This is a genomic window from Gracilimonas sp. (assembly GCF_035704785.1).
Classification (GTDB): domain Bacteria; phylum Bacteroidota; class Rhodothermia; order Balneolales; family Balneolaceae; genus Gracilimonas.
Genome location: NZ_DASSWP010000074.1, coordinates 17,359 through 40,763, shown reverse-complemented (window position 1 = coordinate 40,763; position 23,405 = coordinate 17,359). Strand labels below are relative to the sequence as shown.

The following is a 23,405-nucleotide window of genomic DNA, read 5'->3' as shown; positions in this document are numbered from 1 at the left end:
TGATCAGTAATGGCATCATAGCTTTGGTAGCACGCTCAATACCATCGCTGACACCACCTGTAATAATCTTTATGGTACCTATCATAAAGACAGTAGCAATTATTGCATTTTTAAACCCATTATCGGTATCTGTAAGCCAGTTGGCAGCGCCATCCCAGCCAAGAAAATAGAAGATCTCTTCAAAAGCAAAACCAAAGGCCCAACCGGCAATAACGGTATAAAAAGAGAGGATCATCACCCCGCAAATTATACCCCACAAACCCACAAGGGGAAAGAATTTATTTGAACTAATAGCTTTAAAGGCACCAACAGGATTTTTTCCTGATTTTCGACCAATTGCTATTTCCGCTGCCATTACGGGAAAACCGATGGCGAACGAACACAGCAGATAAACTAAAAGATATGCTGCGCCACCTTCGGTAGCAACTTTTGTTGGGAAGGCCCAGATGTTACCAAGGCCAACGGCCGAACCTGCTGCTGCAAGTACAAAACCAAGTTTTGAATTCCATGATCCGCGATCGGTAGTTAATTCCGCCAAGTGATTTCCTCCTTAGGATGTTTTGATTTTAGGTCTGTAAAATATTTTAAGCATTGGTTACACGCAACTTTCTTAAAACAACTCCGGAACTTGGGGGCACATTTAGTGATTGATGTGTGCTTTTTATGGTATTATAACCGGCTTTGCTGGCGTTAACAACAATTTCCCAGTATCCTGCAGGTAATATAATTTCATGCTCAAGTCCTTCATTTGCGTTCAATGATACAAAGTAATCATACTTATCACCCGAACTTTTTCCATCAATTGAGAATGTAATATGAAGCGGGTCGTCATAAACTTTAAAATTAATATCCTCAGGTTCTGATTTTCTAAATGCTGGAGATTTTAACCTTAATTTTATTAAGCCTTTATAATATCTAAATAGGTTTTCGTTTAATTCAATTTCATTGTAATTCAGCCAGTTTGTTTCATCATCTTTATTGTAAGTATCGCGGTCTAACTGTCCTTTTTGGGGATCAATATTTTCAGGGTCAGCGATAATTTTTGAGCGAGCCCATTCCTGACCCGCATGCAACATTGTGATACCTTGAGATACAAAAAGAATAAGAGAGGCCAGCTTTGCAATTTTTTCCTCTAGGCCGGAAAGTACAGTAGCCTCATCTTTATCACTGAACACCTGCAAGCCTTTTTTGGGGTCTAAGGCTATTCGAATATAATCACCCAGTGTGTAACCGTCATGACTTTCGAGATAATTTACTGAATGCCTTGAATGATTAAAAAGCCCGAAAGCATTACTTTTCAATGTACCTCTTATCAGGTTTTCAATAGAAAAACGAGAATGCAATCCGATATTACCAAAAATGAGTCCTTTATCTTCTGATGGGTTATATCCTTTTATCCCATTTCTGAACTGATCATTCCAGGAGGACCAGTCGTGATCAGAAAACCCCTCGGGTTTATATTCACTGCCCCAGGGTTCGGCTATCAATAATACATGGGGATTTAACTTCCGTGCTTCTTCTTTAATGAGATCCACTGTTTCCCAATCCAAAATACCGGCAAGATCAAACCTAAATCCATCAATATGGTATTCGGTTATCCAATGCTTTACAGACTCTACGATCAATTTTCTTGAGTATGCAGAAGTTGAATCAATATCATTCCCTGTCCAGCTGTCGTTCAATAAGTTACCGGTGTCATCTAATCTAAAATAATGGTCTTTTGCAGTATATTTAAGTGGATTCAGATCGTAATGGGAAGCATGATTGTATACTACATCCATGATTACTGATATGCCTTCTTTATGAAGTTCTTTGACCAAGTTTTTGAGCTCTGATTCTGCCTTTCTTGTTCTTCCTATAACGTCTCCTTTTTCTAAACTGGCATCAGAAGCATACAGCGTTTCAGGGGCGAGAAAAAAGGAAGTCATATAGCCCCAATAATTCCGGGCATAAGGGTTCCAGGTATTCTTAATTCCTTCTTCCGTTTCTTCTTGAAAGGGTGGTTCGAAATATGGGAATTTTTGAAGGGGAAGAAATTCAACGGCATTAACTCCAAGCTTTTTCAAATGCTGAATCCCACCTGTTTTTGCCTCCCTGAAATCATTATAAATGCCTTGCACATAAGTTTCTGCAGTGGGGTGAGCAACCATATCTTTAATATGAGTCTCATAAATAATGAGGTCTCGAGGATCTTTCGGGCCTATAAATGTATCATTTTCCCAATCGAAATTAAGAGGAGGCAGGATCTTTGTCTTATGAAACTGAAGGTGATGATTCTTTGAAGTTACGTATTTACCCCATGGATCAGCTATGGTGTGGGAAGTTTGCATGAAAAAGGGATCATTCTCAGGGCCTGATATTTTATAGGCATACCACTTTTCAATAAAAGTATTCTGTATGATGGTTTCCCAGACACCATCCTCACTTTTAGTTAAAGGAATCACTATACCTGATTCATCTTCATATGATTCATATATGAAAACCGATACAGAATGAGCTTTCGGTGAAAACAGCCTGAAAATGGTCGCCCCATGTTCAGACGTACAACCCAGGGGATATGTGTTAAGATCAGAAATAGTGCAATCGTTAACTTGTTGGGTATCCATTAAGTAATAGGACTACCCGGCTCAGCCGATGTTTCCACAAACTTTAGTTCGCCTTCCGGGGTTTCAGCCATCAGGATCATGCCCTGACTTTCCACGCCCATTAATTTTTTAGGAGCAAGATTTGCCACTACACTCACTTTTTGACCCGGCAAGTCTTCAGCTTTAAAATCTTTGGCGATCCCGGATACGATGGTTCTTTTCTCAAGTCCTATATCAACTTTAAGTTTAAGGAGCTTATTGGACCTCTCAATTTTTTCGGCAGAAATGATCTTTCCGGCACGAAGATCCAGTTTCATGAAATCACCGAACTCAATGTTTTCTTTTAACTCAGGAACATCAGGTGTAGGGTCTGCGGCCGAAGATTTTTCATGTAATTTTTGGATTTGCTGTTCGATGATGTCGTCCTCGATCTTATTAAATAAAATATCACCCTGAATAACAGGTGTTCCTTTTTTAAGCATGTTAGCATTGATCTCTTCCCAACTAAAGTCATCACTCAATCCAAACTGAGCCCGCAATTGCTTCATCTTGGTGGGAAGAATGGGATCGAACAGGCAGGAGAGAGCTGCGCTGATCTGCAAACTTATATGTAATGTATTCCCACATTTGATGGGATCATCTTTACGGGTTTTCCAGGGCTCAGTTTCCGTGAAATACTTGTTGCCGATCCGGGCGAGATTCATGGTTTCATTAATGGCTTCTTTGAAGCGAAAATTCTCATAAGCCTGCGTAACCTTCATTTTTTGGTCATCAATAGCCTGAAGGGTTTCCTTATCAAGGTCAGAAGGTTCGATCAATTCAGGTACTTTTCCTTCAGCATAATTTGCGGTAAAAGAAAGAGAACGATTAGTGAAATTGCCTAAAACATCGGCTAATTCGGTATTAATATGCATCTGAAAGTCTTTCCAAGAAAAGTCAGAATCCTTTGATTCAGGAAGGGTGGTTCCAAGTGCATAGCGTAACAAGTCCGGTTCAAATTCATCCAGATATTCATGAAGCCAAACCGCCCAGCCTCTTGAGGTAGATAATTTTTTTCCTTCAAGATTCAGAAACTCGTTAGCCGGTACATTTTTTGGGAGTACGTAATCACCATGTTCCATCAATACAACCGGAAACATGATGCAGTGAAATACGATGTTATCTTTACCAATAAAGTGGTAAAGCTCGGTATCTTCATTTTGCCAAAAATCCTTCCAGAGCTCCGGCTTACCTTGCTGCTGAGCCCATTCTTTGGTCGCTGAAACATAGCCGATGGGCGCATCAAACCAAACATATAGTACTTTACCTTTGGCTTCTTTCAGTGGAACGGGAACTCCCCAACTCAGATCCCTGGTTGCAGCTCTGTCATTCAGCCCATCGGTAAGCCAGCTTTTAACCTGCCCCATAACATTGGGTTTCCAGTTTTCGCGAGACTCGATCCATTTCTCCAGTTTTGGTTGAACATCACCCAGAGGCATGTACCAATGTTCTGTCTTTTTTAATTTGGGTTTCTCACCGGTCAAAGCACTAACCGGATCAATAAGCTCAGTAGGAGAGAGTGAGGTACCACATTTTTCGCACTGATCGCCATAAGCCTCTTTATATCCACAGTTGGGGCATGTTCCCTTTACATACCGATCAGGGAGAAACATATCCGCTTTGGGATCATAAAGTTGTTCTTCCGTTTTCTTTTTGAAGAACCCCTTTTCATAAAGGGTGGTGAAAAATTCCTGAGAAGTCTCGTGGTGCACTTTGGAACTCGTTCGTCCGTAATAATCAAAGGTGATCCCAAAGTCTTCAAATACCTTTTTATTCATTTCGTGATATCGGTCTACAATATCCTGAGGTGAAACCCCTTCTTTTTCGGCAGCAATAGTAATAGGGACACCGTGTTCATCAGAACCGCATATAAAAGCTACATCTGCATCGGTTCTTCGCTTATAGCGTACATAAAAATCGGGGGTGAGGTAGGCTCCGGCAAGGTGACCAAGATGAATAGGACCGTTGGCATAAGGAAGTGCCGAAGTAACAAGAATTCTTTTTTTATTGGGCATGAATAATTTTTGTCCGTCGTTTTTTTGGAAGATAAGAAATGGTGGCTTTAATATTTAAGACTACATTTTAATATTTTTTGGGAATGCGGGGCTTCAAGTTCGTCTTACAGATCCCGAATTTGAGGAACAAATCCTTAACTATCCATAGACTGGCGATCGGTCAGATGGATTTAATCTAAACAATCAGAAAAAACTTTCTATACCTATCAAATTTCTTCTTAATTTCTGTGCATGCTAATAACATTTGAAGGAATAGACGGTAGCGGGAAATCGACACAGATTTCACTTTTAAAGGAAAAACTGATTCAGCTTGGTCATCAAGTTGAAGTTTTCAGAGAGCCGGGGGGGACCGATGTCTCTGAAATGATAAGGGGAATGTTACTTAACCCTGATCTGGAAATTGATCCTGTTACAGAATTACTTTTATTCTCATCAGCACGGTCACAATTAATTGCTGAAAAAGTTCGGCCTCTTTTAGAGGAGAATGTGATCGTTATCCTTGATCGTTTTTATGATTCTACGATTGCTTACCAGGGATATGGCAGGAAAAGCATGCCTATTGAACAAATTCATCAAATAAATGCAGCAGCTACAAAAAACTTAGTCCCTGACTTTACTTTTTATTTGCGTTTGAGCCTTGATGAAGCTGCTGAACGCACTAAAAACTTCGAGAAAGACCGAATGGAACGCGCAGGAGATAGCTTTTATAAGCGCGTTTTTGAAGGATTTGAGCATCTTGCCAAAACCGAACCTCGGTTTAAAACAATTAATGCCGAGAAAGATATAGATGTTATCCACCAAAATATCTTCAATGAATTGGAAGCAGAGTTATAGAAAGTAGCACCTGCTTGCTTTAAAAGTACATTTAAGTGTTTTAATGAAATGGGTAAAGATCTTCTCTGGTCACTTTAAAATTTTTTTTGGGTATTTATCTTCAAAGATCATTGAGGCTTAATCATTTTATCCGTAAATTTAGAACAATCTGGATGAGTCCTGCCTATTTCCATGACAACCAGTTCATCAAAGAATACAATTCTAACGATCATAACTACCAAGTAACAAATTATGGCTCACGAAAGAATCGAAATTGATTTACCTCTTGCCAAAGTCTATGAACTTTTAAGTAATCCGGTTGAATTCCCTAAGTTCTTGGAACGCATAGACAAAGTGGAAAGAGTTAATTCTCAGACCTTCGAATATTCAACCGATATTGGCGGAGAAGAGTACAACTGGACAACTAATCTTATCGACAACCTTCGTAATACCCGATTCGCTTGGATTACCATTAGTGGTAATCTCAACCAAACCGGAACTATTCGTTTCACACCGCTGGATAATGGCGAACGGACACGAGTAGAGTTTTCTTTGGACTACCGTACATTTTTCGGGGATCCTGAAGAAGAATTGGCTTCCTTCATCGAAGATTCACCTGCACAATTAGCTAAAGATCTTGCAAAATTTAAAGAATTAGCTGAAGGCGGAACCTTCAAAGAAACCCCATTGGAGCCAAAAGAAGAGACCGAAGAAGAAGTTACTGCATAAGGTAATTCAATCTTTACTACTTTATTTACAATGCGCATCGTATCGATGCGCATTTTTTTTGTCATTAACTTCAGCGATCATGGAATTCTCAAAATTTCTTCAATCTGAATCGAGTCGGATGCCGCATTATTTGCTGATCGGCAGTCCTATTAGCCATAGTGTTTCACCATTGATGCATAATACCGCTCTAGAGCATTATCGATTAAAGGCAGAATATCACGCCGTTTCCGTTCGTAACAGTGAAATATCATCTCTTATAGCTCATTTGAATAAGCTGGAATTTCTTGGTGCAAACGTTACTATACCTTATAAGGAAACGTTGTTCGATGCCATGGATACACTTGGAGTAGAAGCAGCTCAGATCGGAGCTATTAACACTATCGTAAAACGAGATGGCAAAATAGTTGGGGAAAATACAGATGCACATGGCTTTAAAGTACCGGTCGAAGAATATGAAGATGAATTAGCGGGTGAAAGAGCAGTAATTTTTGGAACTGGAGGGGCAACCAAAGCTATTTCTTTTGCATTGTATGAAATGGGAATCGATGAAATTATTTTGGTTTCCAGAAGGCCGGGTCAATATGATCCCTCTGAAGAGGTCATTATGTGTAACTATGATAATTGGCATGCTTATGCAGAGGATGCTGCGATCATCATTAATGCCACTCCGTTGGGTATGGTTCCAAATATTGATGCTTCGCCTGTAAAGGAAGATGAAACCCATACCTTGGAAGGTAAAATCTGTTATGATGTGGTATATAATCCCAGGGAAACAAAATTTCTTAAACAAGCCAAAGAATCCGGAGGAATCCCCATAGAGGGATTAGACATGCTGATCCATCAGGGTGCACGTTCTTTTAAGCTATGGACCGGGTATGAATTCCCTTTAGGTCTCATTAAAATGAAGCTGGATGATGTCTTTCCCAATTAAATTCATAAAACCTACATTGCTGAATGATGAATCGATCTCGAGTTGGTTCAGCTTACGCAATCATGAATCGGTTCACCCCGAGCTGAACATTCCGGGCTTAAACCTCGGATTGAATACTGAAGAAGATGAAGAGATAATACTCCAAAACCGAAGACTGCTTCTCGATGAAATTGGTTTAAATACCCACCAAATTGCATATGCGATACAAGTACATAAAACCAAGATCGAAGTGGTGCAACATAGTGGAACCTATACAAATACGGATGCTTTTGTAACAGCAAAGACCAATTTGGCTCTAGCCATTCAAGTAGCAGATTGTGCCGCAGTTCTGTTTGCGGACCCCAAAAATCGAGTGATTGCGGCTGCACATGCCGGATGGAGGGGCGCTGCTGGGAATATCATTCCAAAAACACTGATTAAAATGATAAGCCTTGGAGCTGAAATTAAAAACATAAAAGCCTTTATCAGCCCATGTATTTCTTTAAAGAATTTTGAAGTTGGGGAAGAGGTTGCCGCACAGTTTCCCGATAAATTTGTGGATCGAAATAATTATGAAAAACCTCACGTAGATCTTAAAAAATTCATTCGACATCAGCTATTGGAACAGGGAATGATGGAATCTAAAATTGAATTAGATATACACTGTACCATCAATGATGAGCAATTTTATTCCTATCGCCGACAAAAAGAAAAAAGCGGCCGCATGATGGGAATCATAAAGTTAAACTAAAGAGCATTACTTTTGAGAGTCAGCTACAGCCCAGGCTATGTCGCCGATATCCCCGACAACCACATCTTCCCAATGCGGAAATTCAGCGGGCTCCATTCTTACTTAATTGATAAAGGAATAGTTAAGGAAAGCGAAGTCGTGGAACCTTCCCTTGTAGATTTCTCTAACCTCATTACGGCTCACACTGAACGATATGCAAAAGCTGTATGGACCGGTGAACTGGATAAAAAAGAGATTCGAAGAATGGGGCTCCCCTGGAGTAAGTCTTTGGCCATTCGTTCCCGGCTAGCGGTTCAGGGCACTATAAATGCCGGAATGATGGCCTTAGAGGATGGATTAGCCGGAAACCTGGCAGGTGGCACACATCATTCTATGCCTGATCATGGAGAAGGGTTTTGTGTTTATAATGATGTAGCCGTGGCCATTAAGGTTTTGCAGCAATCGATGTGGGTGAATCGAGTTTTGGTGGTAGATTGTGATGTCCATCAGGGTAATGGAACAGCCTATATATTTCGGGACGATCCAAATGTATTTACTTTTTCGATACACGGGGAGAAGAATTATCCGTTCAAAAAACCGCCATCAGACCTTGATGTTGGCTTACCGGATAAAACAGGGGACGAGGTGTATCATAAAACATTGATCTCAGCTTTGCAGAAGATCGAATCTGAATTCAAGGCTGATCTGGTGTTTTATTTAGGAGGTATTGATCCGCTGGAAACAGATCATTTTGGGAGGCTTTCGTTGACTTTATCCGGACTTCGGGAAAGGGACCGTATTGTGGTCGAACATTTCAAACAAAAAGACTATCCGTTAGTTTTGTTACTTTCCGGGGGTTATGCACCGACTTTAGAGCAAACGGTAGTTGCTCATGCTCAAATGTATGAAGTGGCTAAAGAGATGGGATTTTGAAAAACTACTTAATTTGGAATCACTTATCTTGACTTATGGTTTTACGGTTACCAAATTTAAAATTGAGTACAATATTCTAAAGAAGCAAAAGAAAGAAACATTTGAAGAAACAAAAACTGGCTATTCTTGGATCAACCGGATCCATTGGGACCCAAACACTTGATATCGTTCGGCAGCATCCTGAGAAATTTGAAGTCATTGCTTTATCTGCAAATTCCAACTGGAAATTATTGGCAGAGCAGGTCAGGGAATTCAATCCGGAATACACACTTATTGTAAATGAAAGTCATACAAAGGACTTAGAAAAAGAATGTACGGAAACCAAAGTTTTAAGCGGAAGTGAACATTTATCTGACTTAGCTTCACTCAAGAATGTAGATACCGTGCTAAATGCTTTGGTTGGCTACGCAGGGTTTGACTCAACCTTAAGAGCCGTTCAGGCCGGCAAGAGGATCGCACTGGCCAATAAGGAATCGTTGGTGGTTGGGGGAGAGATCATCACAGAAGAGCTTAAAAGATCGGATGCGGAACTCATTCCCGTTGACTCTGAACACAGCGCCATGCTTCAATGCCTTGCCGGTGAATCCCTTGATGATATCGAGAAGATCATTATTACAGCCAGCGGTGGTCCATTTCGCACCTTCACAAAACAGCAGATGAAGGAAGTTACTGTAGAGCAGGCGCTTAATCATCCCAACTGGAATATGGGAGCTAAGATAACCATTGACTCCTCAACCATGATGAACAAAGGCCTGGAGATCATCGAAGCACACTGGTTGTTTGACATTCCCGTACACAAAATTCAACCGGTCATTCATCCTCAGAGTATCATTCATTCCATAATCACTTTTATAGACGGATCAAGCAAAGCACAGCTCGGTTTACCGGACATGAAAGTTCCTATAATCTATGCTTTAACGTATCCCAAAAGATTACAGCTGGATACTCCAAGAATGGATTGGAATGACGTTCAAAATCTTACCTTCGAACCCGTTGATTATGATAAGTTTCCATGTGTCAGGTTAGCTATGGAGAGCATTGAAAAAGGAGGGTACGCGCCTGCTATTTTAAATGCGGCAAACGAAGTGGCTGTTCAACGATTTTTGAATAAAGAAATTGGTTATATTCATATCCCTGAAATTGTTGAAAAAAGTTTGGCTAACATTGATTGGAATGATAGTTTGAACCCGGAGACGCTAAAAGAAATAGACAAAGAGACTCGTAACTACGCAAAATCAATTACTAAATAATTTACATGGACTGGTTTTTAAATTTATTAAATACACTTCTGATATTTGGCGGGGCTTTAATGATCCTCGTTTTTGTGCATGAACTCGGACACTTTTTAGCCGCCAAATGGTTTGGAATGAGAGTGGAGCGTTTTTCCATTGGATTTCCACCACGTGTTTGGGGCTTTCAAAAAGGAGACACCGATTACTGCATCGGAGCTACCCCATTAGGCGGATATGTTAAGATATCGGGGATGATAGATGAAAGCATGGATACCGAACACCTCGATAAAGAACCTGAAGAATGGGAATACAGGAGCAAACCGGTTTGGCAGCGCATTATCACAATTACTGCAGGAGTGATCTTTAATATGATCCTGGCATTCTTTATTTACTTTGGTATGACGTACACTAATGGAAAAGCTGTATTACCTATTCAGGAAACAGCCGGAATATACGTCCCTGAAAGTTCCATTTTAAATGAAATTGGCTTTGAAACCGGAGATAAAGTAATTGGTGTAAACGGAGAAGAAGTCGTCTATTTTAATGAATTAGTCTCTGCATCAGAGATTACTGTAGATGATCTGAATTATACTGTGATTCGCGATGGTCAGCGTGTAAATATTCCTGTTAGTTCAAATTATTTGGATAGCCTTCAAACCCGTGGATTTTTGGATATAGGTTATATGATTCCAAGTAAAATTGCATCAGTACCTGCCGGACAACCCGCTTCCGAAGCCGGATTAGAAGCTGGAGATCAAATTGTATCTGCAAATGGGGATACGGTTTTGTACTGGTTGCAGTTGGTAGAAATTATACAAACCGCTGATACCGCAATTAACTTTGGAGTTCAACGGGAAGATTCTCTTTTCTATGCTTCCATTACTCCTAATCCTGAAACCCGAACAATTGGAATTGCACGGCCTCAATTGCATAATTTAGGGTTGGAGACTATTGATTATGGCTTCTTTGAATCAATAGCGGAAGGCTATAATCAAACCATGGAGCAAACGGTTGGGATCTTACAAGGTTTTACGCGAATGATCACAGGCGATATCTCTGTAACTCAAAATCTTGGAGGTCCCATTGCCATTGCAAATATAACCAAGGACGCAACAGATCAGGCAGGTTGGATAGGGTTTTGGAATATAACGGCCTTGTTAAGTATAACACTCGCGATCTTAAATATTCTCCCCATACCGATACTTGATGGTGGTCATTTGGTATTCCTTCTTTATGAAGGTATTACCCGACGCGAACCTTCAGAAAAAGTACGAATGGTTGCCCAACAGATTGGTTTCTTCCTCATGATCGGGTTATTTATCTTTGTAATGTTCAACGACGCATTCAGATACTTCGGGCTTTAAGATGATTGCAAGAGACGGATATTCTACCATAGCATTAGTTTTTTTGGTCACAGTTCTGGTATGTGGATTTGCCTTCTATTTTCTGGAGCACTGGTTTAGATATGTTCTAGTTTTAGCAATGGTTGTGCTAACCGGTCTGACCATCTTTTTCTTCCGTGATCCCGATCGGAATATCCCTGATGCAGATGAACTTATTGTTTCCCCGGCTGATGGGAAAGTTGTTTTTGTGAAAGAAATAGTGGAGCCGGTTTATATAAAGGGTAAAGCCACTCAGATCAGTATTTTTCTTTCTCCGCTTAATGTTCATGTAAATAGAAATCCGGTTTCAGGTTCTCTTGAGTATGTGAAATATCATCCCGGAGAATATCTTATGGCATGGACAGAACATGCTTCTGAGCTAAATGAAAGAGCTGATTTTGGAGTTCTTCACCCATCAAATACAAAAATATTTTTCCGGCAGATCACCGGTTTTTTGGCTCGCCGCATCGTGTATAATATCCAAGAAGGGGATGCGCTCAAAGCCGGTGAACGTTTTGGTATCATGAAGTTTGGCTCTCGAATGGATGTTGTAGTTCCCGGAAATGTCGAAATCAAAGTTAAGCCCGGTGACAAAACGGTGGCAGGAGAATCAGTGATCGGAGTAATTATCGCATGAAATATCCCATTCAAAAGAAATATCACTCATTTAAGCAGCGTCAAAAGCGGCGTAAAGAAACCAAGCCCCCGGTAAATAAGAGGATCGCTGTGCCCAGTTTTTTCACACTGATGAATCTATTCAGTGGGTTTTTGGCTATAATATCAGTATCAGACGGTGATTTCGTAAGGGCAGCCTGGCTAATTGCTTTAGCTGGATTGTTTGATGTTTTTGATGGATTAATGGCTCGTCTTGCAGATGCTACAAGTGATTTTGGTATAGAATTAGATTCCATTAGTGATATGGTTTCCTTTGGTGTTGCGCCAGGCTTTTTGATCTATACCTGGACATTACATGAACTGGGATTTGTCGGGATCATCGTAAGTGCATTGCCTCCTTTGTGCGGCGCGGTAAGATTAGCCCGTTTCAACGTGAACGCCAGATTACAACCATCTAAGGATTTTTTTATTGGACTTCCCATACCGGCTCAAGCTATTATTTTGGGTGCCTTTTTCCTGACATTCAGGGATTCATTGGAGATCTTTTCTTTTTTGGAGAATGGAGTGAACTCTGCCTTAATACCCCTCATTGTGGTCATTTCATTTTTAATGGTCAGTACGTTACCATTCGATAAAATCCCGCGTTTCGACCGTAAAACCATTCGTGAAGAAAAAGGAAGGTTCATCTTATTCCTTGTATATCTTGTATTGATCCTGGCATTTAAAGAATTTGGTTTAATGGCAGTGTTTATCATTTTTATTCTGAAGGGCGTTACAATAGGAGCGATTCAGTTTTTCACTGATGATTATGGTCCTGAAGGGGTAGATGAGTTTCAGGATTACAGCTGATCTCTCAAGATTTCTTTAATTGTTATTGTTGCAGCACCATGGCCAAATATAGCTGAGTGGGAAGAATCACTACCTGATTTTTAAAAGTGTTTTTGCTCTGGTTGCTATTTTTTCAGTATCTATTGCTGATACGGAATCTCATTTAGGAGTTTCTCCAATTCAGAAGTAAGATTTTGTATTCCTATGCACAGCCTTTGATTCATTGCCCCAACTTAGTTTTTACCCATTCAATTTGTTCTGTTTTAAGTATGCCTGACTTTAGAATGATCAATAAATATATAATTGCTGCTAAAAATGCATTTAAAAGAGGATCGAGGGGACTAAGGGTGGAGAGATAGAATAATAGTATTGCTGTAGGATAACTTACCAATAGTGGTTTTATATAACTTGAAGGAATCACTCTCCTAAACCAGAAGTAGGTGAAAAGAGTGATTATAATTTCTGCCAATGAAACTGAATAGGCAACCAAAACTGTATTACCAAGTGCCGCAAAACTGAAAATAATAACTGCCGATATTGTACCTCCAAAACAAGTAGCTAGGAAATACTCTTTATCTTTATTTGTGGCCACAAGTCCGAATGAAAACAAGCTGTTTATAAAAGTAACGGCTATCATAACAGATAGAATTTGAAGTATGATAACACTGTCTGCATATTCGGAGCCGTAAAGCAATTGAATAATTTGCTCTGCACCTATTGCCGTTACCATAGCTATAAGAGCACCACCGGTAGAGACAACTTGATATACGCTACCTACTCTGGCGAATGCTAAAGAACGATTTTTACTCCAAATTGAAGCTAAATTCGGGAGTAATAGGTTCACGAAAACACGATCTATCATCATGGCAATGATAACTATTCGAAAAGCCACACCATATATACCTGCTTGATGAAATGAGATAAGACCGCCAACTAACAGGGGTGGCAAAAGGTGAACAACTTGAGCAAAAAACTGCCCCAATCCTAAAATGGAGCTTGTCTTAAGTAGATCAGGATATATCTGATTTCCCCGGGAAGGCAGTGAAAAGGGCTTATCTTTTAGTGCAAAGGTACCAAGTGTAAGTGCTGAAATTGAAATACCTGTTGTGTAGAGAACAGGAACGATGGTAACATCTTCTGAACTTTGAACCATTAAAAATACAAGCAGGAAATAAGCAAGACCATTAAGGACTTTTGAAGCGGCTATTTTGCCAAACTCTTGCTTGCCGGCATAAAACCAATCCAGTAATGCCATATAGGGAATCAGAGAATATAAATAACCTAATATTACCTGCTTTTCTATCTCCCCGGTGTCAATCATAGATATAAAAAAGGTGGAAAGAATCAGAACTATAACACCCAGGAGTAATTTCATCCTAAAAACTTCAAGGACCCTGTAAATTCGCTTTGAGGGCTCTTTAGCCGTTTCCCGGGTACCAACATTATTTAGTCCGAGATCTGAAAACCAGGTAGCGTATCCAAGAATTGAAATAGCGACGGTAATAAGTCCGTAAAACTCAGAACCAAGCGTTCTTGCGAGATAAACAGAGGTAAGAAAAGCAAGCCCCCGTCCCGCGATATCACCGGAGATGATCCAAAAAGCCTTTTCTTTAAGTTTAGTCATTTAAAAGGCTGTTAATTGTTCTTTCAATAATGTATTTAGTTCAATTGGATCATTAAAAAGAAAGACATTTGGTACATCACTTTCTTCAGAAAGACAGCCCATATTAGGGGCTATTATAGTTTTATTGTACGCTTTGGCTAAGTGATAACTTCCAGATGATAAAATTTCTCTGTAATTGTATACACAAATATCGGCAGCCGAGTAAAACCAGGATACATGGCTTTCGGGTATGAAATTTGGAATGAGCTGGATCCTGTCACTATCCTTATCCTTTTTCCTTAATTCTTCATAGAGTTTCATATGACCTTTCTTTACCGGGCCGGCTATAACAAGATTACATTCTTCAGGTAACGCAGTTATAATTTCAGCTACTTCATTCATTTGCTTGTATTGACTTATGTTGCCAAACATAAGAACGGTAGGGACGTCGGAGATTAAGCGGGTTTCGTAATGATCACTTAAATGGCTTATAGCGTCTTCTTTTGGCAGGGGGGAAGCAGGAAATTCAGGATGGGGAATCAATCTGAATTTTTCTTTAGGTGCTTTCAGTCTCGAGCTCATTTTTATTTTAGCAGTATTACAGTGAACATGTAATATATCGGCCCATTGAGACATTTTCTTATGCAAAAAACTGTGCAGGTTCAAGTATTTTTGATCATGAGGAAATTCATTATGAAGAGTCCATACAATATGACCACCAAGCTTTTGGAAAAGGTATATGCATATCATTTTCCAGGGCATTCCTAAAAGAGATTTGAAAGTCTGAAATTCCAGCCAATGGTAGTGAAGAATGGCATTTTTATTGGAGACAATTCCAGGTAGTAGTTTGAAATGATTAAAGACACTGATCGATTTGATATTATATTTATCAGAATCAATTAAGTCCTTATATAGCAGATACAAATAGTCAGTTTCTTTATGACTATGCCTTATTAAGGGAACAACATAAATCGTATCTGATTCCTCATTTATCGATGCATAGATCTCCGCAAGAGAGGTAGCTTCCATAAATACCCCTAATTAAATTGATACTTAATTCCAATGGAATGTACAGTACCATATCCGGTATTAAAAGGAATAAGCGCATAATTAAAAGTAATTTCATTTGAAGTAAATCCTGCCCCAAAAGCAATTGGGCGAACGTTATTTTGTGTTTTATAACCACCGCTTAACTCCAAAACTTCAGCTATGGTAAGAGCTAACCCAAGATTAAAATAATTCTCTGAAGAGATGTAGCCTGCAAAATCTTTTCCGGAAGTATCTTCCAATGGGTGTATAAAATCAGCAAATGCGGATATTAAAATTGGTAGATTATCATTTTTTGGGGCTGTTAATTCAGCGATATCCGCTGAAAGTCCAAACTTTAAATTAGAAGGAAGGGAGGTTGAATTGATATTTAGCTGATCCATTTCTCCAACATTTGTTAAAGAAGCTCCGGCTTTTATCCGTTCATCAAATACCTGGGTGGCAATGCCAAAGTTGAATGCATATCCATTGGCCTGGTAGGTAAATACTTCTTCATTCAGATATTGAATAGCCCCGCCTAACGAAAAATAGTTGAAATCGTAAGCATAAGCGGCAGAAATGGATAAATATTGAATTGAGAAATTACCATTCGACTGTCCCGGCCGGTCGTATTGCTGATAGTCATCAGCCCCTGAGGAATAAAATGAAAAGGCTATGGCACGCCGTTCATTTATAAAATTAATTCCTCCAAAAATATTATTAACACCTGCGATCCATAATGTATAACTCAGATCAATGGATGATGATTTATTATAGATCAGTAAAGCCGGATTGGAGTAGATAGATGCAGAACCGTCCGGGATTGAGGTTGTTGCTTCGGCCTTAGATAAAGAGAAAGGGGTAGGAGCAATATCTAGCATTGCAAATCCGGAACTTTGGGCAATAGCAGAGCTGCTGATAAACAGTAAGAATAAAATGGCTAATCCTGTTTTCATAGGTTCAATCTTAATGAAAATACATGCATATTAGAAATTCTATATGGCTCCATAACAAAAGCATAGTCAACGGAAGGCGAAAAAGTATCGAAGGGAAGATGAATGGAAAAACCACTGCTTAAGGTCCAGCTCTCAGTTTGTGTGAGTTCGGGAAGTTGATATCCCGCTCTTATCGTTAACCGTTCGTGGGTTTTCCAGGAGCCGCCCAGACGTAATTGTGTTGAACTTGTATTAATAAGTTCGGTATTGAAAATAGTGGTGGGTGTCCCATTTGAGACAAAAACCTTACGGGTTTGAGTTTCAGAAGTGTAGGCCTGGAGTTCAAAATCTCCGGAAAGGGTAAATTGATCGGCCTGGTAAGCCAGTCCAAAGATGATTCGGGTGGGGAAGTTATTCACCACATTGCGCGATTGATCTAAGTGATACAGGTTTTCGGCGTTCCAGGAATAGCTGGCAAACAGATCTTTAACGGAAAATGCAATATTAAGATGATCTCCTGCATGATACAGCGCTCCAAGATCGATACCGACGCTTACGGCATTGTCCAGTTCCTCATGATAGTTGGCAAGGCCGAATTTAACCCCAATACCGGCATTAAATTTTTCACTGAGTCGAATACCAAAATTACTTGCTAACTGATATTCAGAAATATCGAACAGTTCGGTAGGGTATCCGCTTTGGGTTCTCCCGTCAATATCTTTCACCCCGGTTCGCAGAATGCTAAATGATAATCCGGCTGTAGGAGGAAGCTGCAGTTGAATGCTGGTGCTTTGAAATACTCGATCAAATTTTAAAGCTCCTACCGTTAGATCCGTTTGCTTACTATCCAATAGTAAAGCTGTTTGAGCGGGATTATAGTAGGGGAAAGCCCCTTCTGAAGTGACGGCACTCATTGCATTCCCCATGGCGATACCTCGCGCGCTAAAACCCATGCGGGTAGAAGCTCCGGCAAACCCACCATTTTGAGCTAAAAGATCAGGAGCGATCAAAAACCATAAAACAGCCAATCCAGTTAATGATAATAAGTTCTTATGTGTGTACTTCAATTTCATTAATCAGCCAATAAAATTTTGCCGTTGATCTGACCGCTTTCAGTTTCAATGATATAGATGTAAGGAGCATTAGCTACTTTCCGGCCCTTGCCATCATAGCCATCCCAAACTGCTTCATAAATACCGGAAGCGAAACTGTTATTTTCAATCTCTCTTACCAAATTCATTCCAAGATCGAAGACTCTTACTCTTACATTTCCCTGGGCTTCTACCTCAAACTTAATGCGAACCAATTTATGAATGGTAGGTGAAAAGGGATTTGGATAGGCATAGGTATTCACATTCCTTGCATCAGGCTCGTACCTGTTTCCACCGGTAAGGGGGAAGTCTACGCGGGTGATTTCCCAGGAAAAGCCATAATCATCCGTTGACGCAATCCCATCATCGGTTCCAACCCAGACTCTTTCCGTAGTTGAGGCTACCGCAAAATATTGAGCCGAAGATTTTATTATCGTATTTGGGCTTTTGATTTGTGGAGATTTGATCCAGCTATTTCCTCCATCTTCAGAAATAAATAATCCATTATCACCTGCGGCAAAAACATATCCATCTTTAAAACCGATGTCGTTGATACGTTCTCCGATCAGGACTTGAGTAAAGGTTTCTCCGCCATCGTCGGTATAAACAACGCCCTGTTTTTGAGGTTGCTCCGCTATCCAATTTGTAAGCCAGATCCTTTTGGTTTGAGGGTCTTCTTTAATAGCGATGATCCAGTCACCCAATAAACCGTCAGGTGAATTATCGAAACGGACACGATTCCATGAAACACTATCAGTAGGTGCGGTGAGTGCGTTTTCGGAAATATTAATACCACCGGCACTACCAAACCAAACTCGCTCTTGAGAATCAATAAGCACTCCAAATCCAAAAAGATTATTATCTCCTCGCGGGTCATATCTGTTAATGGATTGACTATCATATTGAGAATTCCACTCATATGTATTATCTGGACTAAAGTTGATAACATCGGAAGGTGGTAATATGATCCTCTTCCAGGTTGCTCCAAAATCGGTACTTCTTAACAAGCCGGAAGCCCAAGCAGAGACTAAAATTACATCACCATTGAAATCGATAGCATAAGGAGGGGATTGTTCGGAAACCGTTGTCCTGATCCTTGTATAAGTTTCTCCTCCATATTGAAAAGTTATGTCACAGCTTGGATCATAATTTGAACTGCCTGGATCACAGGTCGTCGGAGGGTCAGGATCCAAAGGAAAATCATGAAAAGTCCAATTTTCACCGCCATCTATACTTGTATAGAATCCATAGCCTGCAGGAACACTGCCACCAGGGCCTTCTGCAGAAAAGCCTAGCCCTGTTACAACTGTATCCTCTGCCAGACTCAATGAAAATACCCGGCCGATACCATTAACCACTTCTTCAGCATTTTCCGGATAATACCATTCTGCTGCATTTTCAATATTTCGGTTAAGGGCCGGGCTTATCCATACCGTATCCCCAAAAGCTGCAATAGTACTTACTGAATTTTGTCGGATAGTATTGAATTTATCTATGGAAGGATCTTGAGGGCCAATAACTTGAGCCTGACTTAGAACCGGTAAAAGCATAAATGTAAAGATCAGGTAGTGTTTCTTCATTTATTCTGAGATCCTGAAAGTTGTTTCCACAGTATCACTAACTAATCCGCCTCTGTCAATTGCATAATATTTGACATCATAAATATCAGGCTGATTTTGAGGACTCACCTCTAAGGTGAGGGTATATAATGAATCATTGGCAATTGAGTCTTCGCCATTATTTCCATCATCGTAAAGCAGAAAAGGGGAGTCGCTAACTTCGCCTGTATTTTGGCTAATAAGCCACATGAATACATTTTCTATGGTACTCTGTCCGTCTTCATCAGTTACCTTTGCCGAAAATTCCACATTTTCAGTTCCAGAAGAAGGGAGTTGTACTTCCTCTGGGTTATTTGCCTCTAAGATCAAAGGGTTATTGTTTGATACCCCCGATATCGTAAAAATTGTTTGTGCATAATTTCCATTTACCTGCTCAGCTGATGGAAATACATTTATGATATACTCATCAAACGAGGTGGTAGTGGTTTGAAGGGTAATTTCAGTTCCAAAATTTCCCGTCCTTGAATCAAAAATATCAAAAGAGCCCTGTGAAACTTGTTCACCCGAGATTTTATTCGTTATAGCAAATTGAGGAGGCTTATCATCCGGGATATTTACGGTAGAAATATAAATTCCTACATCTAAGGTTGTATCCTTAAAACCATCGTTCTCAATATTAAACTGGACATTTTGAGGGTTGATACTTATCTGCGTAATTGCAGGTTTATCATCCAATAATGGATCAGGGTCCATAGTTTCATCACACGAAAGCAGGATAAAACTAAGACATAAAAAAGCAAAACTGATGAATAATTTATTCAAGACGTTGATCACTTTGGTTGGATATATAATGGTACGGATTCAACATTCTTAAATCCAATATGTTATTTAACAAGATTAATTGCTCTTTTATATTGCATTTACTTTAGGGTGCTTTTATATTCGACGCGTTATGAAAAACAAATATGCTCATATAAATTTTTGGTGGTGGCCGGTTGCTATAAATAGCAGTGGGCATCGTGTGTAGTTGAGCGATTAGAAAAGAATTTTAAAAAACCCACTGTTCTGCGAATGGTGGGTTTTTTTGTTTTTGGAGATTGGTTATTGGGTGATTGGAAAATGGTTATTCGTAATCACAACAATTAACTAATAACTATTAACGAATAACCAAATGAATAAAGAACAATTTTTAGCACTTAGTAAAGAATATACAGCCATCCCGGTATACCGGAGACTGTTGGCGGATATATTGACTCCGGTTTCCCTATTTATGAATATCAGGGAAGAAGCTGAATTTCCATTCTTACTGGAATCAGTGGAAGGAGGTGAACAGCTGGCTCGTTATTCTTTTATTGGCAGGAATCCCTATCAAAAGCTGATGTTTGATGGCGAAGAAACCACTCTCGAAACCAAAGAGGGATCAGAGCTTGTATCATCCACCTATTTTGATAAGCTCAAAGAATTGACCACCGCATATTCTGAGCCCACACTTCCTGAATTACCGAGATTGAAAGGCGGAGCAGTAGGGTTTTCAGCTTACGATACCTTTCGTCAGGTAGAAGATCTCCCGAATGTTCCGGAAGATGACCTGAATCTCCCGGAAGCCATTTGGGCTTTTTATGATGAGATCTTTGCATTCGATCATGTAAAACACCAGGTTGTTCTTATTAAAACCGTTTTTGGTGATCAGGAATCCAATCTGAATGAAGCGTATCAAAAAGCTCAGCAGAGCCTGGATGAGATGGAGGAGGCTGCCCTAAGTTCCAACTATCAAAACCGTCCGTTCAGTATAGATACGGAATCTCTGTCCAGTAACATGAAGCAGGAATATTTTGAGCGAATCGTAAAGAAAGGTAAGGAGTACATCTACGAGGGCGATATTTTCCAGGTGGTTCTTTCTCAGCGATTTGAAGCTGATATGAGCGGTGATCCTTTTATGTTATATAGAGCCTTGCGCATGGTTAATCCGTCTCCGTATTTATTCTATTTAGATTTTGAGGATTTTCAGCTTGTGGGTTCCTCACCGGAGGTGTTGGTCCGGGTTCAAGAAGGTGAGACAAGAGTGCTCCCGATCGCAGGTACTCGTCCGAGGGGGAAAACCCATGAAGAAGACCTCGCGTTGGAGGAAGATCTCAAGAACGATCCCAAGGAAGTAGCCGAGCATATTATGCTGGTGGATTTGGGTCGGAATGATTTATCGCGGGTTTGCAAGCCCGGTACGGTGAAGATGGAACGTAATCAGGTGATCGAGCGCTATTCCCACGTGATGCACATTGTGAGTGATGTGGTTGGGAAATTGCAGGATGACCAAACCTCGGTGGATGCTTTGATGCAATGTTTCCCGGCTGGTACGGTAAGCGGTGCTCCTAAGATCAGAGCAATGGAGATCATTGATGAGTTGGAACAAACTAAACGTGGAATTTATGCAGGAGCCGTCGGTTATTTTGATTTCTCCGGTAACATGGATACCTGTATCGCAATTCGCACCATGGTTGTAACCCGAAACAAAGCGTATATTCAAGCAGGTGCAGGAATTGTGGCCGACAGTGATCCCATTAAGGAATTCGAAGAAACCCAAAACAAAGCAGGGGCACTAATTCAGGCACTTAGTGTGGCTTTAGATATTCAATAAAATTTAACCACGGAGGACACAGAGGAACACAGAGAATGTTAATTTCAATTACAGCGTGTTTCTTTGGAAAATCTAAAAAAGACTCAACAGATTAAATTAATGAGTAAGAAAAAAACCATTTTATCAGGTATTCAGCCGTCCGGTAAACTTCATATTGGGAATTATTTCGGAGCCATTCGTCAGCATATAGCCATGCAGGAGCAGGGAGAGGCGTTTTATTTCATAGCCAACTATCATTCCCTTACTTCTTTGAATGACGGGGAGCAGCTTCGCCAAAATACCATCGATGTCACTTTAGACTATTTAGCCCTGGGATTAGATCCCCAAAAAGCTACTTTCTTTGCGCAGTCGGATGTGCCACAGGTTACCGAACTTTCCTGGATCTTAGGAACTTTGGCTCCGGTTTCATTGATGGAAAAAGGGGTTTCCTATAAGGACAAAATCGCGGCCGGACTCAAACCCAATATCGGCCTATTCACTTATCCTATTCTGCAAGCCGCCGATATCCTGATCTATCATTCAGATATTGTGCCGGTAGGTGAAGATCAGAAGCAAAATATCGAAATTACGCGCGACTTGGCCGGGAAATTCAATCACACCTACGATGGCGAATTCCTCAAACTTCCCGAAGAACATATTGTGAAATCAGTAGCGGTGGTCCCCGGAATCGACGGACGAAAAATGAGTAAGAGTTATGACAATACCATCAATATTTTTGCGGAAGGAAAGGCATTGAAGAAGCGTGTTATGGCGATAGAAACCGATTCTACAGCTCTTGACGATCCTAAAGATCCATCAGCAGACAACGTGTTTGCTCTGATCAAGCTTTTTACAGATAAGGAAACGCAGGATGAGATAGCAGGGAAATACCGTGCAGGTGGGTATGGCTACGGTCATGCCAAAAAGGAACTCTTAGGCATGATAGAAGATTACTTTGGTGAAGCCCGTGAGCGGAGGCACGAACTGATGAAAGACCTGGATTACGTTCATGATGTGCTTCGTGAAGGCAGTAAAAGAGCTCGGAAACGTGCTGAGGAAGTCATGGAGCCCATTAGAGAAGTAACCGGAATTGTTCGTCACTTTTAAGTTCGTTGTTAGTTATTGGTTAATCGTTATTCGTATTTCGATGCCAATATCTACCTCCGGCCTACCATTACACAATTAACCATTACACGAATAACGAATTGATACTTATAATCGATAACTACGACTCATTCACCTATAACCTTGTGCATTTAGTTGCTGCAGAGACCGATAATTACAAAGTGATCCGCAACGATGCAATGACTTTGGATGAGATTCGTGAATTGAAACCAACCAAGATATTGATATCGCCCGGACCCGGTCGGCCGCATGAGGCGGGAATTACCGAGGAGATCATCCGCGAATTTGGAAAAGAGACACCAATTTTGGGAGTGTGTTTAGGACATCAGGCCATTGGAGAAGTGTTTGGAGCAAAAGTTATTCATGCCCCTAAATTAATGCACGGCAAGGTATCACAGGTATCACATAGTGGGACATTTATATTTAATGGAATTGAAGAGAACTTCACTGCAACACGCTATCATTCCCTGGTTTTAGATCCGGATACCATTCCAGATGTATTGGAGATCACCGCTCATTCCGATGATGATGTGATACAGGGAATCCGGCATAAAGAATTCCCTATTCAGGGGATCCAATTTCACCCCGAAAGCATTCTTACTACCGAGGGACCCAAACTAATTTCAAACTGGCTACGACAATAA

Annotated in this window: 21 protein-coding genes; 12 read left to right on the top strand and 9 right to left on the bottom strand. The window is 40.3% G+C overall.

Going from position 1 to position 23,405, the window contains the following annotated elements; translation table 11 throughout:
• The 3 genes from VFM80_RS04320 to metG all read right to left on the bottom strand — a co-directional run.
• Positions 1-538, bottom strand: a 538-nt coding sequence (locus VFM80_RS04320) for a sodium-dependent transporter (RefSeq protein ID WP_395069911.1), incomplete at its 3' end; no start/stop codon positions are given.
• 46 nt (positions 539-584) lie between these two features.
• The gene (locus VFM80_RS04315; RefSeq protein ID WP_395069909.1) at positions 585-2,606 is read right to left on the bottom strand and encodes an alpha-amylase family glycosyl hydrolase; all 2,022 of its coding nucleotides are present in this window, start codon (positions 2,604-2,606) and stop codon (positions 585-587) included.
• Positions 2,606-4,639 carry a methionine--tRNA ligase gene (gene metG / locus VFM80_RS04310; protein WP_395069907.1) on the bottom strand — a complete coding sequence of 678 codons (2,034 nt, stop codon included), beginning with the start codon at positions 4,637-4,639 and terminating at the stop codon, positions 2,606-2,608. Before metG ends, VFM80_RS04315 begins: the two co-directional genes overlap by 1 nt.
• Positions 4,640-4,870: 231 nt before the next feature.
• On the opposite strand from metG, the gene tmk reads away from it, so the two are divergent.
• The 9 genes from tmk to pssA all read left to right on the top strand — a co-directional run bounded on the left by tmk (position 4,871) and on the right by pssA (position 12,832).
• Positions 4,871-5,473, top strand: coding sequence for a dTMP kinase (gene tmk / locus VFM80_RS04305; protein ID WP_395069905.1), 603 nt, complete (start codon positions 4,871-4,873; stop codon positions 5,471-5,473).
• Between the two features lie 231 nt (positions 5,474-5,704).
• A complete protein-coding gene (locus tag VFM80_RS04300) occupies positions 5,705-6,181 on the top strand; it encodes an SRPBCC family protein (protein ID WP_395069903.1) in 477 nt (158 codons plus the stop codon).
• 79 nt (positions 6,182-6,260) lie between these two features.
• Positions 6,261-7,112 (top strand): shikimate dehydrogenase, encoded by an 852-nt coding sequence (gene aroE, locus VFM80_RS04295; RefSeq protein WP_395069901.1) that lies wholly within the window; start codon positions 6,261-6,263, stop codon positions 7,110-7,112.
• Positions 7,093-7,842, top strand: coding sequence for a peptidoglycan editing factor PgeF (gene pgeF, locus VFM80_RS04290; protein WP_395069899.1), 750 nt, complete (start codon positions 7,093-7,095; stop codon positions 7,840-7,842). Before aroE ends, pgeF begins: the two co-directional genes overlap by 20 nt.
• A 12-nt stretch (positions 7,843-7,854) precedes the next feature.
• Positions 7,855-8,754 carry a histone deacetylase family protein gene (locus VFM80_RS04285; RefSeq protein WP_395069897.1) on the top strand — a complete coding sequence of 300 codons (900 nt, stop codon included), beginning with the start codon at positions 7,855-7,857 and terminating at the stop codon, positions 8,752-8,754.
• A gap of 101 nt (positions 8,755-8,855) precedes the next feature.
• A complete protein-coding gene (gene dxr, locus VFM80_RS04280; protein ID WP_395069896.1) occupies positions 8,856-10,004 on the top strand; it encodes a 1-deoxy-D-xylulose-5-phosphate reductoisomerase in 1,149 nt (382 codons plus the stop codon).
• Between the two features lie 5 nt (positions 10,005-10,009).
• Positions 10,010-11,350 (top strand): RIP metalloprotease RseP, encoded by a 1,341-nt coding sequence (gene rseP / locus VFM80_RS04275; protein ID WP_395069894.1) that lies wholly within the window; start codon positions 10,010-10,012, stop codon positions 11,348-11,350.
• A 1-nt stretch (position 11,351) separates the two neighbouring features.
• Positions 11,352-12,005: a phosphatidylserine decarboxylase family protein gene (locus VFM80_RS04270; protein WP_395069892.1), complete on the top strand. Its 654-nt coding sequence runs from the start codon at positions 11,352-11,354 to the stop codon at positions 12,003-12,005.
• Positions 12,002-12,832, top strand: a complete 831-nt coding sequence (gene pssA, locus VFM80_RS04265; protein WP_395069890.1) for a CDP-diacylglycerol--serine O-phosphatidyltransferase — start codon at positions 12,002-12,004, stop codon at positions 12,830-12,832. The genes VFM80_RS04270 and pssA overlap by 4 nt, the downstream gene beginning before the upstream one ends.
• Positions 12,833-13,031: 199 nt before the next feature.
• On the opposite strand, the gene VFM80_RS04260 is transcribed toward pssA, so the two are convergent.
• From VFM80_RS04260 to VFM80_RS04235, 6 genes are read right to left on the bottom strand one after another with little or no spacing between them, the layout of a single operon-like run.
• Positions 13,032-14,435 (bottom strand): oligosaccharide flippase family protein, encoded by a 1,404-nt coding sequence (locus VFM80_RS04260; protein ID WP_395069888.1) that lies wholly within the window; start codon positions 14,433-14,435, stop codon positions 13,032-13,034.
• Positions 14,436-15,443, bottom strand: a complete 1,008-nt coding sequence (locus VFM80_RS04255; protein ID WP_395069886.1) for a hypothetical protein — start codon at positions 15,441-15,443, stop codon at positions 14,436-14,438.
• Between the two features lie 8 nt (positions 15,444-15,451).
• On the bottom strand, positions 15,452-16,396 hold the full coding sequence (locus tag VFM80_RS04250) for a PorV/PorQ family protein (protein ID WP_395069884.1): 945 nt from the start codon (positions 16,394-16,396) through the stop codon (positions 15,452-15,454).
• On the bottom strand, positions 16,393-17,448 hold the full coding sequence (locus tag VFM80_RS04245) for a PorV/PorQ family protein (RefSeq protein ID WP_395069882.1): 1,056 nt from the start codon (positions 17,446-17,448) through the stop codon (positions 16,393-16,395). Before VFM80_RS04245 ends, VFM80_RS04250 begins: the two co-directional genes overlap by 4 nt.
• A complete protein-coding gene (locus tag VFM80_RS04240) occupies positions 17,448-19,046 on the bottom strand; it encodes a WD40/YVTN/BNR-like repeat-containing protein (RefSeq protein WP_395069880.1) in 1,599 nt (532 codons plus the stop codon). Before VFM80_RS04240 ends, VFM80_RS04245 begins: the two co-directional genes overlap by 1 nt.
• The gene (locus VFM80_RS04235; protein WP_395069878.1) at positions 19,047-19,847 is read right to left on the bottom strand and encodes a hypothetical protein; all 801 of its coding nucleotides are present in this window, start codon (positions 19,845-19,847) and stop codon (positions 19,047-19,049) included.
• Positions 19,848-20,196: 349 nt separating this feature from the next.
• Here VFM80_RS04235 and trpE point away from each other — a divergent pair, with 349 nt between their 5' ends.
• The 3 genes from trpE to VFM80_RS04220 all read left to right on the top strand — a co-directional run bounded on the left by trpE (position 20,197) and on the right by VFM80_RS04220 (position 23,405).
• The gene (gene trpE / locus VFM80_RS04230; RefSeq protein ID WP_395069876.1) at positions 20,197-21,657 is read left to right on the top strand and encodes an anthranilate synthase component I; all 1,461 of its coding nucleotides are present in this window, start codon (positions 20,197-20,199) and stop codon (positions 21,655-21,657) included.
• 99 nt (positions 21,658-21,756) lie between these two features.
• Positions 21,757-22,743: a tryptophan--tRNA ligase gene (gene trpS / locus VFM80_RS04225; protein ID WP_395069874.1), complete on the top strand. Its 987-nt coding sequence runs from the start codon at positions 21,757-21,759 to the stop codon at positions 22,741-22,743.
• Positions 22,744-22,841: 98 nt separating this feature from the next.
• Positions 22,842-23,405, top strand: coding sequence for an anthranilate synthase component II (locus tag VFM80_RS04220; RefSeq protein ID WP_395069872.1), 564 nt, complete (start codon positions 22,842-22,844; stop codon positions 23,403-23,405).

What these genes read in the sequence shown, in the direction of transcription:
- tmk (WP_395069905.1), top strand. Translation starts at nt 4,871, where the DNA reads ATGCTAATAACATTTGAAGGAATAGACGGTAGCGGGAAATCGACACAG.
- pssA (WP_395069890.1), top strand. Translation starts at nt 12,002, where the DNA reads ATGAAATATCCCATTCAAAAGAAATATCACTCATTTAAGCAGCGTCAA.
- trpE (WP_395069876.1), top strand. Translation starts at nt 20,197, where the DNA reads ATGAATAAAGAACAATTTTTAGCACTTAGTAAAGAATATACAGCCATC.
- VFM80_RS04315 (WP_395069909.1), bottom strand. Translation starts at nt 2,606, where the DNA reads ATGGATACCCAACAAGTTAACGATTGCACTATTTCTGATCTTAACACA.
- VFM80_RS04255 (WP_395069886.1), bottom strand. Translation starts at nt 15,443, where the DNA reads ATGGAAGCTACCTCTCTTGCGGAGATCTATGCATCGATAAATGAGGAA.
- VFM80_RS04270 (WP_395069892.1), top strand. Translation starts at nt 11,352, where the DNA reads ATGATTGCAAGAGACGGATATTCTACCATAGCATTAGTTTTTTTGGTC.
- VFM80_RS04260 (WP_395069888.1), bottom strand. Translation starts at nt 14,435, where the DNA reads ATGACTAAACTTAAAGAAAAGGCTTTTTGGATCATCTCCGGTGATATC.
- metG (WP_395069907.1), bottom strand. Translation starts at nt 4,639, where the DNA reads ATGCCCAATAAAAAAAGAATTCTTGTTACTTCGGCACTTCCTTATGCC.
- rseP (WP_395069894.1), top strand. Translation starts at nt 10,010, where the DNA reads ATGGACTGGTTTTTAAATTTATTAAATACACTTCTGATATTTGGCGGG.
- trpS (WP_395069874.1), top strand. Translation starts at nt 21,757, where the DNA reads ATGAGTAAGAAAAAAACCATTTTATCAGGTATTCAGCCGTCCGGTAAA.
- VFM80_RS04245 (WP_395069882.1), bottom strand. Translation starts at nt 17,448, where the DNA reads ATGAAATTGAAGTACACACATAAGAACTTATTATCATTAACTGGATTG.
- pgeF (WP_395069899.1), top strand. Translation starts at nt 7,093, where the DNA reads ATGATGTCTTTCCCAATTAAATTCATAAAACCTACATTGCTGAATGAT.
- aroE (WP_395069901.1), top strand. Translation starts at nt 6,261, where the DNA reads ATGGAATTCTCAAAATTTCTTCAATCTGAATCGAGTCGGATGCCGCAT.
- VFM80_RS04240 (WP_395069880.1), bottom strand. Translation starts at nt 19,046, where the DNA reads ATGAAGAAACACTACCTGATCTTTACATTTATGCTTTTACCGGTTCTA.
- VFM80_RS04250 (WP_395069884.1), bottom strand. Translation starts at nt 16,396, where the DNA reads ATGAAAACAGGATTAGCCATTTTATTCTTACTGTTTATCAGCAGCTCT.
- VFM80_RS04300 (WP_395069903.1), top strand. Translation starts at nt 5,705, where the DNA reads ATGGCTCACGAAAGAATCGAAATTGATTTACCTCTTGCCAAAGTCTAT.